This is a genomic window from Clostridium tetani (genome assembly GCF_900167265.1).
GTDB lineage: Bacteria > Bacillota > Clostridia > Clostridiales > Clostridiaceae > Clostridium_G > Clostridium_G tetani.
This window is the reverse complement of the sequence record NZ_FUWT01000004.1, coordinates 180009-195219: the sequence shown is the minus strand read 5'-3', so window position 1 is coordinate 195219 and position 15211 is coordinate 180009. Positions and strand designations below refer to the sequence as shown.

Here is a 15211-nt window from a genome sequence, read left to right as displayed (position 1 = left end):
TTAAGTTACTGCCTCTTCACTCATTAGTTTTCACAAGCTAAATTCGCAACTGTACAGGAAGTTTTACATGCTGATTGACATGAGTTTGCACATTCCTTACATCCTGGCTTACTTAAGCTATTTTTTATATTTGATTTATTAATAGTTTTTATATGTTTCATTAAAATTCCTCCTACTTTATTGATAATATATCAATAAAATTATAACATGAAAATATTATAAAATAAAGTAATTTGATTCGTAAAATAAAAAACTACGAAATAGTTTTTTACTTTATGAATAATTAATAACTAATAATGAATAATGAACAATTATAGATTAACTATCTGTATTATCTTATAAAATTAGAGATTTTCTGACGCAAGGAAGAAAATCCTCCTAAATTATTCATTATTCATTGCTAGTTGTTCATTAAATATTAACTCCTATCATACCAGAAAGTATCCCTACCAATATTGCCATTACAAAACGTATAATTCTTACATAGTATATTCCTGGAGTATTTCCTGCTATTAGTGATAGTATATATATGATGATCATATATATAGCTGCTACTATTACTCCCACTAACCATCCTCTTTTTTCTATCTTTTTAACAGCATAAATAGTTCCATACATTATACTAAGTATAGAAACTATGGTATAAAAAATAGAATTAAATTTGTCACTTAAATCTGTAAAACTCATAATTATTGCATAAATAACCATTAGTGCCACTGTCAATATACTACTTCTTAATATCCCTTCCCCTATAGGTGCAAAGCTACTTTTTTCCAATTTAAAACACCCCCATCTACTATTATTTATGTAGAAAAGGAGTGTTTTATTCTAAGTTTTTTAGTTTTCTTTGTATCCTACTTCTTTATTTTCTTCATCTTTTTTATTCTCTTTTTCTATATTGTCCTCTTCTTTTGAAGTAGATTGTAATACTGATAATATTCCATTTTTATCTAATTTTATTCTAGCTCTATTAGGACCAGTTTCTAGTATTATAAATGTATCTTGTATGTTTACAACTTTTCCTAATATACCACCTTTAGTTATTATTTCATCATTTAAACTAAGTGAACTTAGCATATCACCATATTTTTTCTTTCTCTTTTTTTCTGGTATATACATCATAATGTAAAATAGAACTATCATTAATAGAAATGGCATAAAAACACCTAACATACCACCCTGTGGTGTAGCTGTAGCTAAAAATAAGTTTTCCATAAATTTCACCTCCCTATAATATTTAACTATACTATATAGTTTATAAATTCTTTATCCTTATGTAAAGCATAGATTTAAGTTTTTCTAAGCTTTTCCACTCCAATTGTGTAGTTTTTCTTCCTTAAATTCTTTAAAATAGTCACCTTCAATAGCTTTTCTTATATCTTCCATTAATTTATTATAAAAATACAAATTGTGTAGAACGCATAACCTCATTGCTAACATTTCCTTTGCTTTGAATAAATGTCTTATGTAAGCCCTTGAATAATGTTTACAAGCTGGACATTCACAACCTTCATCTATAGGATTTCCATCTAATTCAAATTTAGCATTCATTAGGTTTATTTTACCATACTTTGTAAATACATGCCCATGCCTACCATTTCTTGCTGGTAATACACAATCAAAAAAGTCTACTCCTCTATCAACAGCTTCTAATATATTGCTTGGAAGTCCCACTCCCATAAGATATAAAGGTTTATTATCTGGAAAAATTGGAGCTACTTCGTCTATAACTCTATACATTTCTTCATGGGTTTCTCCTACTGCTAAGCCTCCAATGGCATATCCATCTAAATCCATATCTACAATGGTTTTAGCATGAGCTTTTCTTATATCTTCATAGGTTCCACCTTGATTAATTCCAAATAACATTTGTTTTTTATTTATGGTATCTGGCAAGGAGTTTAATCTATCCATTTCTTTTTTACATCTTTCTAACCATCTAGTAGTTCTTGCTACAGAGTTTTCTACATATTCTCTAGTAGAAGGATTAGGAATACATTCATCAAAAGCCATAGCTATGGTAGAGGCTATATTACTTTGTATTCTCATACTTTCCTCAGGTCCCATAAAAATTCTTCTTCCGTCTATATGAGAATTAAAATAAACTCCTTCTTCCTGTATTTTTCTTATTTTAGCTAATGAGAATACTTGGAATCCACCAGAGTCTGTTAATATAGGTCTATCCCAATTCATAAATTTATGAAGTCCACCCATCTTTTTTATTACTTCATCTCCTGGTCTTAAATGAAGATGATATGTATTTGATAGTTCCACTTGACAACCTATTTCCTTTAAATCCATACTTGAAACTGCTCCCTTTATTACCCCTAGAGTTCCAACATTCATAAATACAGGCGTTTCTATAGTACCATGAGGTGTTTCAAACCTACCTCTCTTTGCATTTCCACATTTTTTTATTAAAGTATACATAAGTTCACTCCCTATTGTAATTTTTACTTTATATAATAACTAAGTTTTACTTTACAAACATAGCATCTCCAAAACTAAAGAACCTATATTTTTCCCTAACTGCTATTTCATAGGCATTTAAAACTCTTTCTCTTTCACTTAACGCACTTACAAGCATTATTAAAGTGGACTGTGGAAGGTGAAAATTAGTTATTAGCGCATCTGTAACTTTAAATTCATAGCCTGGATACATAAAAATATTAGTCCATCCTGAATCCTCTATAATTTTACCATGTTTACTTCCTAATGTTTCTAATGTTCTACAAGAAGTAGTTCCAACTGCTATAACTCTTCCCCCTGCTTCCTTTGTAGTATTAATTATATCCGCTGTTTCTTTACTTATACAGTAATATTCTGAGTGCATTATATGATTTTCTATTTCTCCTTCTTTTACTGGTCTAAAAGTTCCAAGTCCTACATGTAATGTTAAAAATACTATTTTAATTCCTTTTTCCTTTATCTTATTTAACAATTCTTCAGTAAAATGTAATCCAGCTGTAGGTGCCGCTGCTGATCCACTTTCCTTTGAATAAACAGTTTGATATTTTTCTTTATCCTCTAGCTTTTCTGTTATATATGGAGGTAGAGGCATTTGTCCAAGCCTATCTAAAACTTCTTCAAAAATCCCATCATATTCAAATTTAACTATTCTACTTCCTTCTTCTGCCATACCTATAACTTCAGCTTTTAATTCTCCCTGTCCAAAGATAAATCTACTGCCTATTTTAGCTCTCTTTCCTGGTTTTACTAAAGTCTCCCAAGTATCTTTATCTGTTCTTTTTAATAGCAAAAACTCCATCTTGCCTTTAGTTTCTTCTTTTTCTCCGATTAATCTTGCGGGCATTACTCTTGTGTCATTTAGTACAAGACAATCTCCTTTATTTAAATAATCTAATATATCTTTAAAAACTTTATGCTCTACATGTCCTGTCTCTTTATCTAATACCATTAATCTGCATTCATCTCTTTTTTCCAAAGGATGCTGTGCTATTAATTCTTCTGGTAAATAATAATCAAAATCTTTTGCTTTCATTATTTCCACTCCTTAGCTTTAAAAATTGCTATCTTTATATTTTAAATTTGTATTGATTTATATTTTCTTTTTTTATTTCTCTTTTAAAGTGTTTATAGGTTTTTTCTGTTGCCACTCTTCCCCTAGGAGTTCTCATAATAAATCCCTTTTGAAGTAAATAAGGTTCATATACATCTTCTATGGTGTCTAATTCTTCTCCAATAAAATAAGCAAGAGTTTCTAATCCCACAGGTCCTCCATTAAAATTATCCAATATTGCCTTTAATATTTTGGTATCTATACTATCAAAACCTTCTTTATCTATTTCCAAAAGATTTAATGCTTTGTTAGTCATATTTAAGTCTATTATTCCATCTCCCATAACTTCTGAATAGTCCCTTACCCTTTTTAATATCCTATTTGCAATTCTTGGTGTTCCACGAGATCGTCTTGCTAGTTCATAGGCTGCCTCTTCTTCTGTTTTTACATTTAAAATTTTAGAAGACCTTACTATAATATCCTTTAATTCTTCTTCATTATAAAATTCCATAGGACATAAAACGCCAAATCTATCCCTTAGAGGTGCTGTTAAAAGTCCTACTCTAGTAGTAGCTCCTATAAGAGTAAAATGTGGTAAGTCTAATCTTATAGATTTAGCCGCTGCGCCTTTTCCAATAACTATATCTAGAGCATAATCCTCCATAGCAGGATATAATATTTCTTCTACTGCCCTATTCAATCTGTGAATTTCATCTATAAAAAGCACATCATGTTCATTTAAAGTTGTTAAAATAGCTGCTAAATCTCCAGCTCTTTCTATGGCAGGACCAGAAGTTATCTTTAAATTCCCCTTCATTTCTTTAGCTATTATATTTGCCAAAGTAGTCTTTCCTAATCCTGGAGGACCATATAATAGTACATGATCTAAAGATTCACCTCTATTTTTAGCAGCTTTTATAAATATTCTAAGTTTTTCTCTTACCTTACTCTGACCTATATATTCTTCTAATTGGGTAGGTCTTAGGTTGTATTCTATATCTATATCTTCTTCAATACTTAAGGGGGTTACAAATCTATTATCCAATATAATCATCCTTTCATCCCATTAAATATTTTAAGCATGCCTTTATTATGTCTTCTAGGCTATTTTCTTTATCCACATTTTTTAATGCCTTCTCTGATTCTTTTTGAGAATATCCAAGAGACATTAAAGCTTCTAAAGCTTCCGCAGAATGCAATTGAAAGTTACTTATACTATCCAAATCATCAATATCTGAAATTATATCATCATTTTTAAATTTATCTTTTAATTCTAATATTATTCTCTCCGCCGTCTTCCTTCCAATTCCTGGTGCCCTTGTTAAAAGAGTTGTATCTTCTGTTACAATTGAATATTTTAATTTATTAATACTGGTTACAGAAAGTAAAGATAAAGATGACTTAGCACCCACTCCGCTTATAGTCATTAATAAATTAAACATGTCCCTTTCTTCTTCTGTAAAAAATCCATATAAATTTATGGAATCATCTCTTGGTATTTGTTGAATATACAATTTTATTTCTTCATCCTTTTCAGGAGTTTCATATAAAGTGTTGCCTGAAGTAAATATTTTATATCCTATGCCATTATTTTCTACTGTTATGTAATCTTTATGCATCCCTTTATATATTCCTTTTATGTAGTCATACACGCCTTTCCACTCCTTATACAGTATACTAAAATTTATCCATTATAACTTTACCACTATAATATGGGTAATTCAAGAATAAAGATGTATATAACATTATTTAACTGTCAATAATATCCTATAGGAGAGTGATTAAATGGATATCTTTAAAAAAAGAAAATTGTATTTTGTAATAGGAATTATGCTGTGCATTTCTATATTTAGTTTAACCTATTATATATCCGCAGTTAGAATAAAAAATAATTCTAATGATAATGGCAAATTACAAGTAAGTAATGTAGATAAAAATAATAATTTAAATGTACAGGGAGAGAAAAAAAAGAAATTAAATGATGACGGCTCTATCGTACTAAAAACTAAATATACTAAAAGTGGAGATCTATTAATTGATAAAACTGAAAAGTTAAAAGATATTTCTGATCTTAAAGAAAAAACAAAAGAAGAAATAGAATCAAAATTTAATAAAGATGGATATTCTATTGAGAGTTTTGATTCTGATAAAGCAGTTTTAATAAGGGAAATTGACAAATATTCTCCAAATAAATATGTACTTGGAATAAAGGGAGAATATTTAGCTATCTATAAAACAGATAAATTTGGAAACATGTTTATAGAAAATGAAGAAACAGATATAACAAAGAGAAAAATAGACCATCTAAAGGAACAAGACATACAACTTTTAACAAAAGGCGACAAGTACTTTCAATGTGAAACAAAGGAAGAAGCCTTAGCACGTCTAGAAGACTATGAGTAAAATCTTTATTATTATAAATTAAAACCACTTTCAATAGGGATACTATATATCCATATTGAAAGTGGTTTGATTATTTTAATTCTAACCTTCCCATTCCTCTGGGAATTCAGCATTGTGGTAAACATTTTGAACGTCATCATCATCTTCAAGTTTATCTATAAGTTTTTGGAGACCTGCTGCACGTTCCATAGAAATTTCAATGGTGGTATCTGGAATCATTGTAACTTCTGCTGATATGAATTCAAAACCTTCAGCTTCTAGTTTTTCTCTAACTTCTCCAAAACTTTCTGGAGTTGTGATTATTTCAAAAACTTCTTCTGAAGATTCAAAATCCTCAGCTCCTGCATCTAATGCAACCATCATTATTTCATCTTCATCCATGTCTTCATTTCTTTCTATAATCATTTGACCCTTAGATTGGAACATCCAACCTACACATCCAGTTTCACCCAAGTTACCGCCATGCTTTGAAAAAGCTGCTCTTACATTTCCAGCTGTTCTATTTTTATTGTCTGTTAAAGTTGATACTACAAAAGCTACACCATTAGGACCATAGCCTTCATAAGTCATTTCTTCATAGTTAACCCCTTCTAGTTCTCCTGCTCCTTTTTTTATAGCTCTTGAAATAGTATCTTGAGGCATATTATTTGCTCTAGCTTTAGCTATAACATCTCTCAATTTACTATTAGTATCTGGATTAGATCCACCTTCTTTTGATGCTATTATCAATTCTCTTCCTATTTTAGTAAAAATCTTTCCCCTTTTAGCATCCATTTTTCCTTTTTTAGCTTGTATATTATGCCATTTAGAATGTCCTGACATTCTATCTCCTCCTTTTTATATACTAGAATAAAGGTTAATTCATCTATATTCTAAGAAAAAACACTAAATAATTATATCATATATAATATATTTTTCTCAAATACAATCTAAATAGTTATTAGTTATTCATTAAATAACCTATTATTTACTTTAAAGTAGTATCCCTCATTATCAATTTTAAAATCACATTTTCCTGAAGTTGCTTGTACAACTTCTTTATTTATATTATTTTTCATATCCTCTGTACAATATATTATTATTTCAACTTTTTCTGTATAGATGCTATCCTCTATATGCCAATTATTTTGTTCACAAATATATTGTATTTTTCCTAAAATATCATATTCTATAATTATATGATAGGAAAAACCTTCAACCCTTTGTACTATTTCTCCTTCATTGATAGCTTTAGCTGCCCCTTTACTATAAGCTCTTACTAATCCACCTTTCCCTAATAGTATGCCTCCAAAGTATCTAGTTACCACAATTGCTACATTTGTTAGTTCATTTTTCTTAATAACATCTAAAATTGGAACACCTGCTGTGCCCTGCGGTTCACCATCATCAGTATATCTTTGTATTCCCATATTTTCTCCGATAATATATGCATATACATTATGGGCGGCACTACTGTGTTCTTTTTTTATTTCATCTATAAATTCCTTTGCCTCATCCTCGGTATAAACTCTCTTTGCATGACCTATAAATGTAGATTTTCTTTCTTCAAATTCCGTACTAACTCTATTTTTTATAGTATAATAAGCCATTTTTTCACTCCTTTAAATTAGGATTTTCCTCTTTTAAACTTTCTATATAATTTTCACAAGCATTTTTTATATAACTTTTATCCCACTTTTCTTCTAATATTTTTATTTTGTTTATTGCCTTTTTACTGTCTATTTTTCCTAAAGCCTTTATTGCATATAAAACCACTTGCGGATTACTATCATCTAATGCTCTCATTAAAGGAACTTCAAAGTCTTTATTAGCTATTTTACCCATAGCTGATATTGCCATTCGTCTTATATTTATAAATTTGTGAACTGAACCTTTTAAAAGTATATCCCTACAATTTATTGCCCTTAATTCCCCCACAATCCATATAGCTGTTTCCTTGTCCTTTGGTGGCATATCAGCATAATTATTTTTTACATAATTTAATAAATTTTTCTTTATATCCTCTCCTAAGGATTGTAATAAACTTAATTTATCTAATTTCCCTGCTTTACCTATATTTTTTAGCAATTCTTTTTCATCTTGGCTTTTTACAAAAAAGCTATATTTTATTTTTCCATGAATTATATGATTTTGCACTTCTTCTTTACTTATATTTCTTATTTTACATAACGTATCTATATTTTTACCTTCTAGAAATAAAAAATAAGTTATTTCTTCATCAGAATACTTTTCTATATTATTCCAATCCACTTTTAATAAACCTTTCCTCATTTTTATTTCACCTATTCCATTCCTTTAATATCTTTTCTATAGTTCTAAAACCTTTTTCTATATCTTCTACATCTGTTTGTGAAAAACTTATTCTAAAATATCTCATACCTTCTTCAGGTTTTTTATAAAATATGACTCCTGGTGTTATTAGTATACCTTGTTCTTTTAACATTTTAAAAAGTTCTAGACAATTTATATTAGAATTTTTAATTTTAGCATATATATGCAGTCCACCAGTTGGTATGTATATATCTAAATATTTTTCTAAATATTTTATATTATCCCTTATGAATAAATATCTATTTTTATACATGCTATTTAGTTTTTCTATATATCCTTTCCAGACATCTTTTCTTATATATATGTCTAAAACTCTTTGCATCAAACTAGAAGTTGCTATATCCGTATTTATTTTTGAACTCTGTATTACTTCCCTAAACTTATTTGGAGTAATCATGTATCCAAGTCTTATTCCTGGTAAAAATATTTTAGAAAAACTTTTAATATATATAACTCTATCATTTCTATCCATACTTTTAAAACTTACATATTCATCATTATTATATATTAGTTCTGAAAGATAATCATCTTCTATTATATAGAAATCATAAATCTTTGCCATATTTAAAAGTCTTTGTTTCTTTTGTAAGCTATAGGTGATTCCTGTAGGGTTTTGGAAATAACTCATTACATAAACAACTTTAACTTTATTTTTCTTCACTAAAGACTCTAAATAATCTAAGTCCATACCGTCTTTTTCCATAGGCACTTCGAATATATTTGCTCTTCTCCATTTAAATACAGCTATAGCTCCACCATAGGTAGGTCTTTCTATGATTATATTGTCATTAACATTAATAATAGATTTAGATACTATATCTATACCCTGTTGAGCTCCTGAAACTATTAAAATATTGTCAACATCTATTTTATTATTCCAAAAATATTTATTTATTGAATTTCTAAGTCCTTCGTACCCTAAAGCCTCTTGATACACTAAAGCTTTAGTACCATCTCTATCTAATACTTCATTTATAACTTTTTTAAAGGAATCTATGGGAAAAGCATCACTACAAGCAGCTTCCCCAGAAAAATCTATATAGTTTTCTACTCCTTTAAGATTTATCTTACTTACTATCTTCCCATATTTTTTATTTATATTTATACTCATTTCTTTTCTTTTAGCATAAGTACCACTACCTACCTTTTGACTAGCATATCCTTCTTCTTCTAACTTTTTATATGAATTAACTATAGTGGTGTTATTTACTTTAAGAAAATTAGCTAATTTCCTAATGGAAGGTAATTTCTCTCCATCTTTTACTATATTCTTGTCTACTAACTCCTTTATATGTTGGGCTATATTTTCATATTTTGAAGTTTTTATATCTTCAAAATCTATTTTGTATTTATCCATAATATAAAATCCCCTTATTTTAATATTAGAAAAAACGAACTTAAATTAATTTAAGTTCGTAAATTTTCATTATAAATAATAGACATTTTCTTTAAATAACGTTTTACCTTCTTCAGTTTTATAGTCTCTAGTTTCTCTTTTTATTATTTCACTTTCATGAAGTTTTTCTAATATATCCTCTAATGAAATATCAAAGTTCTCAAATAAAGGATCTTGCATAATATCCTCTGCACTTAGAAACTCATCCTTTTCTCTCATGTATTCTAGCAATATAGCTGTTATCTTCTTAATATTTATATTTATATTTTCTTCCATAAACTTTATAATATTTTTAATATTGCTTAAAACTTCTCCCCTTTTAAAAAACAACTCATCTACTTGTTTTTTAAAATCATTGTTTAAGCTTACTGCCATAGTTATTGCATCTTTACTTATCATATATCCAGATAAGTTTACATATAGTTTTGAAAACTCTTCTATTGCCTTAATCACAGATATATATGCAGTGTAAGTCCCATCATTTACTAAATACTTTTTACAGACACCTATGCTTTTTAAAGAATTACTTAAATAAACCATATTCCATCTTTCTCTATCTATATCTGGATAATATCTTCCTCTATCATATAAATTAGTTATATCATTATCTTTTGAAAAAACTAATTTACAAGAGGTAAATATTCTATGCACATATCCACCTTTTAAATTCTTTTTAACCAATGTTACAAAGGTATTTTTATTCATCAATTTTACATGAACGGATATATTATCTTCTTCTATATATATATTTCTTATGCCCCTCATATTTTCATTGGTAATTACAAATAAATCTATGTCAGATTCATCCCATAAATCCCCAGTTACCATACTTCCAAATACCATAACCGCTAAAATTTCATCTTTATTTTTTAATTTATTAACTAGCCTATTAAATACATCTTGATATTGCATTATAGTCTTCTGCAAAATACCACCCCTCTAAAGTGCAATACGAATTTTAAATTATCTTATATTATATAATAATCCATTATAAAAGTACAATATAAAAAAATTACGATGTAATTTTTTTAGTGAATAGTGAATAGTGAATAGCGATTGATATTTTTCTCCGCTTTGCTACGAAAAATTTTAATTTTATTTGTATAGGCTCATTAAGCTTTGCTTAACATCGTTTTGTTGATTTCTAGTTATATGTGTTGTAATGTCATTTATTCTCAATTTTCAACTTTCCATTTTCAATTATAACTAATAAGATTTAAGATTTTCTGACGTAGGGAAGAAAATCATCCTTAGTTATTCACTATTGGCTACTCACTGTTCACTAAAAAGTGCGTCGCAGTTTTTTTATTATACGCCTAATTTACTTATATGTTTTCTATAAAACTTTTTACAATCATTACATTCAAATATATGTATACAATAATCCCTACTATCACTTATGGGCATTTGATTACTATAAGGATCCATATATTCATCCGCTCTCCCTTTATCCTCCATAATACCATTGCAATTATCACATTTATCCTTTATTGTATAAAGACTATTACATACTGGACATACCTTTTCCATAATATCTACTCCTCTCATAATGTTAATTTTTGCACTATGTCTTTTTTATATTCAAAAAAATAGAATGATGTTAAATTTCACATCATTCTATATGATTATTTATTCCTCTATTTTTATTATTAATTGTCCTACCTTCACTTGCTCATTTTCTTTTACAAATATCTTTTTAACCTTACCAGTTACAGTAGATACTATATTTGTTTCCATTTTCATAGCTTCTATTACAGCTATTCTATCTCCTTTGTTTACAGTATCCCCTTCTTTAATTAGTATTTTGCTTATATTTCCAGGTATACTTGCTCCTATTTGAGATTTATCTTCCTTATCTGCCATAGCTATATGATCTTCTTCTTGTAAATTCTTTAAATTGTTAGCCTTATCTAATATTTGAATTTCTCGTCTATTTCCATTTACTTCAAACACTAAACTTCTCTTGCCATTGTGAAGTTTACCTATTTCAAGAAGTTTAACTATAAGTGTCTTTCCCTCTTCTATTTCAATTTCACTAGTTTCCCCTTCTCTTAAACCATGGAAAAATACGTCACTACCCATATTAGCTAAGTTTCCATACTCCTGTATATATTTTAAATAGTCTTCAAATACATCTGGATATAGTGCATAACTTATTACCTCTTCATCTGTAAATTGTTTTTTATATTTTTCTTCTAAATATTTTTTCATATCATGAAAATCTACAGGTTCTAAAAGTTCTCCTGGTCTTACATTTATAGCTTCATCTTCTTTTAAAACTATTCTTTGAATATCCTTTGGGAATCCTCCTTTAGGCTGTCCCATCATGCCTTTAAAGTATGAAACTACTGAATCAGGGAAAGCCATACTTTCACCTTTTTCTAATACATTCTCAGGCGATAAATTATTTTTAACCATAAATATTGCAAGGTCTCCTACCATTTTAGAGGATGGAGTAACTTTTACAATATCCCCCAACATATCATTTACTTCTTTGTACATTTCTTTTATTTCATTAAATTTATGTCCTAATCCAAAGCTCTCTACTTGGGGTTTTAAGTTAGAATATTGTCCTCCCGGTATTTCATATTTATATATTTCTGTTGTTCCAGATTTTAAGTCAGATTCAAATTGTGCATATACTGGTCTTACCGCTGTCCAATAATCTGATATTTGTTGTAAATTATCTAAATCCAATTTACTATCTCTATCTGTATTCTTAAGGGCAGCCACCACTGCGTTCATAGCTGGCTGACTAGTTAGTCCAGACATACTACTAAAGGCTGTATCAACTATATCTACCCCTGCTTCTGCTGCCATAAGTATTGTAGCTACACCATTTCCTGTAGTGTCATGGGTATGCAGATGTATTGGAATACTTATTTCATTTTTTAATGCCTTTATTAATTTTGAAGCTGCATAAGGTTTTAAAAGAGCAGACATATCTTTTATTCCAAGTATATGTGCACCCATTTTTTCCATTTCTTTAGCAGTATCAACATAATACTGTAATGTATATTTATCTCTTGTTTCATCTAAAATATCTCCAGTGTAGCATATGCATGCCTCTGCAACTTTTCCGCTATTTAAAACTTCATCCATAGCTACTTCAATACCCTTTACCCAGTTTAAAGAGTCAAATATTCTAAATACATCTATTCCATTTTGTGCAGCTTTTTTTATAAATTCTCTTATAACATTGTCTGGATAATTTTTATATCCAACACCATTTGCTCCTCTTACAAGCATTTGAAATAAAATATTTGGTATTCTCTTTCTAAGTTCTTGTAGCCTTTTCCATGGATCTTCTTTCAAGAACCTATAAGATACATCAAAAGTGGCCCCTCCCCACATTTCCATAGAGAAAAGATCAGATGCTAAATTAGATTGAGCTCCTGCAATTTTTATCATATCTTTACTTCTAAGCCTAGTAGCCATTAAAGATTGATGAGCATCTCTCATTGTGGTATCTGTTATTAACAACTTTTCTTGATTCTTTATCCAGTCTACAAGCCCATTTGCCCCTTCTTTATCTAATATTTGTTTCGTTCCATACTTTTCTTTGCTGCTATAAATTTTAGGCACTACTGGTACATCGAAATTAGGTTTATCTCCATGAGTTTCATTAACTACTTTTTCTCCTATGTATTTTAAAAGTCTTAATTCTTTATCCGCTTTTGCATTTATATCAAATAATTCTGGATTATCATTTATAAAATTAGTAGTACACTCACCCTTTAAAAATGTAGGATGATTCAATACATTTATTAAAAATCCTACATTTGTTTTTACTCCAGAAACCTTTAATTCTCTTATAGATCTTCTTGCCTTTCTTGAGGCATCTTTAAAACTTCTAGACCATGCTGTAGTTTTAACTAGTAAGCTATCATAATATGGACTTATTATAGCTCCTGTAAATCCATTTCCCCCATCTAGTCTTATACCAAAGCCTGATCCACTTCTATAAACATCTATCTTTCCTGTATCTGGCGCAAAATTATTCATAGGATCTTCTGTAGTTACTCTACATTGTATTGCATATCCTCTTGTACTTATATCCTCTTGAGATTTTATATTTATTTCTGGTGAATTCAAACTATAACCTTGTGCTACTAATATTTGACTTTGAACTATATCAATTCCTGTAACCATTTCAGTAATTGTATGTTCTACTTGAACTCTTGGATTAACTTCTATAAAGTAGTGATTTCCATATTTGTCTACAAGAAACTCCACAGTACCTGCATTTACATAACCTACAGCCCTAGCTATTTTTAAAGCATCATTACAAATTTCTTGTCTTTTTTCTTCTGTTATAGATAAAGCTGGTGCAAATTCTACAACTTTTTGATGTCTTCTTTGTATAGAGCAATCTCTTTCATACATATGAACTATATTACCATGTTTGTCACCTAAAATTTGAACCTCTATATGTTTTGGCCCTTCTAAATATTTTTCTATAAATAAACTATCTATCCCAAAAGCCTTTCTAGCTTCTTCTTTAGCATTATTAAAAGTTGAAATTAAATCTTTTTCTTCCTTTACAATTCTCATGCCTCTTCCACCGCCACCAGCAGCTGCTTTCACCATTACAGGATATCCGCACTCCCTTGCTATTTCGAAAGCTTCTTCTTCAGATGTTATGGCTCTTTCTACTCCTGGAATAGTTTCTACTCCAGCTTCTTTAGCTACTATTTTAGATTGAATTTTATCTCCTAATTTTTCTATTATATCTCCTGTAGGCCCTATAAATTCAATTCCAGCATCTCTACATTTGTTAGCAAACTCACTATTTTCAGATAAAAAACCATAACCTGGGTGTATTGCATCTACCCCTTTTTTAATAGCTAGACTTATTATTTCATCAATATTTAAATAAGCTTCAACAGGACCTTTATTTTTACCTATAAGATAAGATTCATCTGCTTTTGTTCTAAATAAAGAAAATTTGTCTTCATTAGAATATATAGCAACTGTTCTTATCCCCAACTCTTCACAGGCTCTAAAAATTCTTATGGCTATTTCCCCTCTGTTTGCAACCAACACTCTTTTAAATTTTTTAATCAATGCTAATTCAGTCCTTTCTAACAGTTTAATTCTATTTATAATTCAACTTATATTGAAAGTTATTTTTTTTTATAATTCAATTTTTTGTTGTTTTTCAAAGTTTCATTACATCAAAGCCCTTACAAAACTATACTTTATTACTTTTTTTAACTTTTCACTAAATTGTATATGCAATTATAATACTCTTTATCCTTCATATTGTCAATGTAAAATTAAATTATAAATCAAATTAAATCTCTTATAAAAAGGAACCTTTTAAATACAAAAAGTGATTAGGTAAACCTAATCACTTTTTATTACTTGAATTTATTATTTACTATTCTGTTTTTTCAAAGTCGTCTTTTCCTACTCCACATAGAGGACACACCCAAGTATCTGGAATATCTTCAAATGCAGTACCCGCTGCTACTCCATTATCAGGATCTCCAACTGCTGGATCATAGATATATCCGCATACATTACAAACATATTTATCCATTCAAATTCCTCCTTAG

16 protein-coding genes are annotated in these 15211 nt (G+C 28.9%); 1 reads left to right on the top strand and 15 read right to left on the bottom strand.

Features of this window, described 5'->3' with window-relative positions; all coding sequences use genetic code 11:
- Positions 1–23: 23 nt before the first annotated feature.
- The 7 genes from scfA to ruvA all read right to left on the bottom strand — a co-directional run bounded on the left by scfA (position 24) and on the right by ruvA (position 5172).
- Entirely contained in the window at positions 24–161 is a 138-nt protein-coding gene (gene scfA, locus B5D21_RS04395; RefSeq protein ID WP_023439179.1) for a six-cysteine ranthipeptide SCIFF, read from the bottom strand.
- Positions 162–411: 250 nt separating this feature from the next.
- Positions 412–777: a TIGR04086 family membrane protein gene (locus B5D21_RS04390; RefSeq protein WP_011100354.1), complete on the bottom strand. Its 366-nt coding sequence runs from the start codon at positions 775–777 to the stop codon at positions 412–414.
- Positions 778–837: 60 nt separating this feature from the next.
- Entirely contained in the window at positions 838–1215 is a 378-nt protein-coding gene (gene yajC, locus B5D21_RS04385; protein ID WP_162827862.1) for a preprotein translocase subunit YajC, read from the bottom strand.
- A gap of 84 nt (positions 1216–1299) precedes the next feature.
- Complete coding sequence (tgt, locus tag B5D21_RS04380; RefSeq protein ID WP_011100356.1) at positions 1300–2430, bottom strand: tRNA guanosine(34) transglycosylase Tgt; 1131 nt, start codon at positions 2428–2430, stop codon at positions 1300–1302.
- A gap of 46 nt (positions 2431–2476) precedes the next feature.
- Positions 2477–3502 carry a tRNA preQ1(34) S-adenosylmethionine ribosyltransferase-isomerase QueA gene (queA, locus tag B5D21_RS04375; RefSeq protein WP_035109039.1) on the bottom strand — a complete coding sequence of 342 codons (1026 nt, stop codon included), beginning with the start codon at positions 3500–3502 and terminating at the stop codon, positions 2477–2479.
- A gap of 34 nt (positions 3503–3536) precedes the next feature.
- The gene (gene ruvB, locus B5D21_RS04370; protein ID WP_011100358.1) at positions 3537–4574 is read right to left on the bottom strand and encodes a Holliday junction branch migration DNA helicase RuvB; all 1038 of its coding nucleotides are present in this window, start codon (positions 4572–4574) and stop codon (positions 3537–3539) included.
- A gap of 4 nt (positions 4575–4578) precedes the next feature.
- Entirely contained in the window at positions 4579–5172 is a 594-nt protein-coding gene (gene ruvA / locus B5D21_RS04365) for a Holliday junction branch migration protein RuvA (protein ID WP_011100359.1), read from the bottom strand.
- Positions 5173–5305: 133 nt separating this feature from the next.
- Here ruvA and B5D21_RS04360 point away from each other — a divergent pair, with 133 nt between their 5' ends.
- Entirely contained in the window at positions 5306–5923 is a 618-nt protein-coding gene (locus tag B5D21_RS04360; protein WP_011100360.1) for a hypothetical protein, read from the top strand.
- A gap of 81 nt (positions 5924–6004) precedes the next feature.
- Here the strand turns inward: B5D21_RS04360 and B5D21_RS04355 are convergent, their stop codons facing one another.
- The 8 genes from B5D21_RS04355 to rd all read right to left on the bottom strand — a co-directional run bounded on the left by B5D21_RS04355 (position 6005) and on the right by rd (position 15195).
- A complete protein-coding gene (locus B5D21_RS04355; RefSeq protein WP_011100361.1) occupies positions 6005–6745 on the bottom strand; it encodes a YebC/PmpR family DNA-binding transcriptional regulator in 741 nt (246 codons plus the stop codon).
- Between the two features lie 122 nt (positions 6746–6867).
- Positions 6868–7512 (bottom strand): YigZ family protein, encoded by a 645-nt coding sequence (locus B5D21_RS04350; RefSeq protein ID WP_011100362.1) that lies wholly within the window; start codon positions 7510–7512, stop codon positions 6868–6870.
- A 4-nt stretch (positions 7513–7516) separates the two neighbouring features.
- Positions 7517–8194 carry a HEAT repeat domain-containing protein gene (locus B5D21_RS04345; protein ID WP_035109035.1) on the bottom strand — a complete coding sequence of 226 codons (678 nt, stop codon included), beginning with the start codon at positions 8192–8194 and terminating at the stop codon, positions 7517–7519.
- A 7-nt stretch (positions 8195–8201) separates the two neighbouring features.
- Complete coding sequence (gene pdxR, locus B5D21_RS04340; protein WP_035127589.1) at positions 8202–9611, bottom strand: MocR-like pyridoxine biosynthesis transcription factor PdxR; 1410 nt, start codon at positions 9609–9611, stop codon at positions 8202–8204.
- Between the two features lie 69 nt (positions 9612–9680).
- Positions 9681–10577, bottom strand: a complete 897-nt coding sequence (locus tag B5D21_RS04335) for a nucleotidyltransferase domain-containing protein (RefSeq protein WP_011100367.1) — start codon at positions 10575–10577, stop codon at positions 9681–9683.
- A gap of 381 nt (positions 10578–10958) precedes the next feature.
- Positions 10959–11180: a hypothetical protein gene (locus B5D21_RS04330; RefSeq protein ID WP_035109032.1), complete on the bottom strand. Its 222-nt coding sequence runs from the start codon at positions 11178–11180 to the stop codon at positions 10959–10961.
- A 99-nt stretch (positions 11181–11279) separates the two neighbouring features.
- Positions 11280–14717 (bottom strand): pyruvate carboxylase, encoded by a 3438-nt coding sequence (locus tag B5D21_RS04325; RefSeq protein WP_011100368.1) that lies wholly within the window; start codon positions 14715–14717, stop codon positions 11280–11282.
- Between the two features lie 316 nt (positions 14718–15033).
- Positions 15034–15195, bottom strand: a complete 162-nt coding sequence (gene rd / locus B5D21_RS04320) for a rubredoxin (RefSeq protein WP_023439212.1) — start codon at positions 15193–15195, stop codon at positions 15034–15036.
- Between the last annotated feature and the right edge of the window lie 16 nt (positions 15196–15211).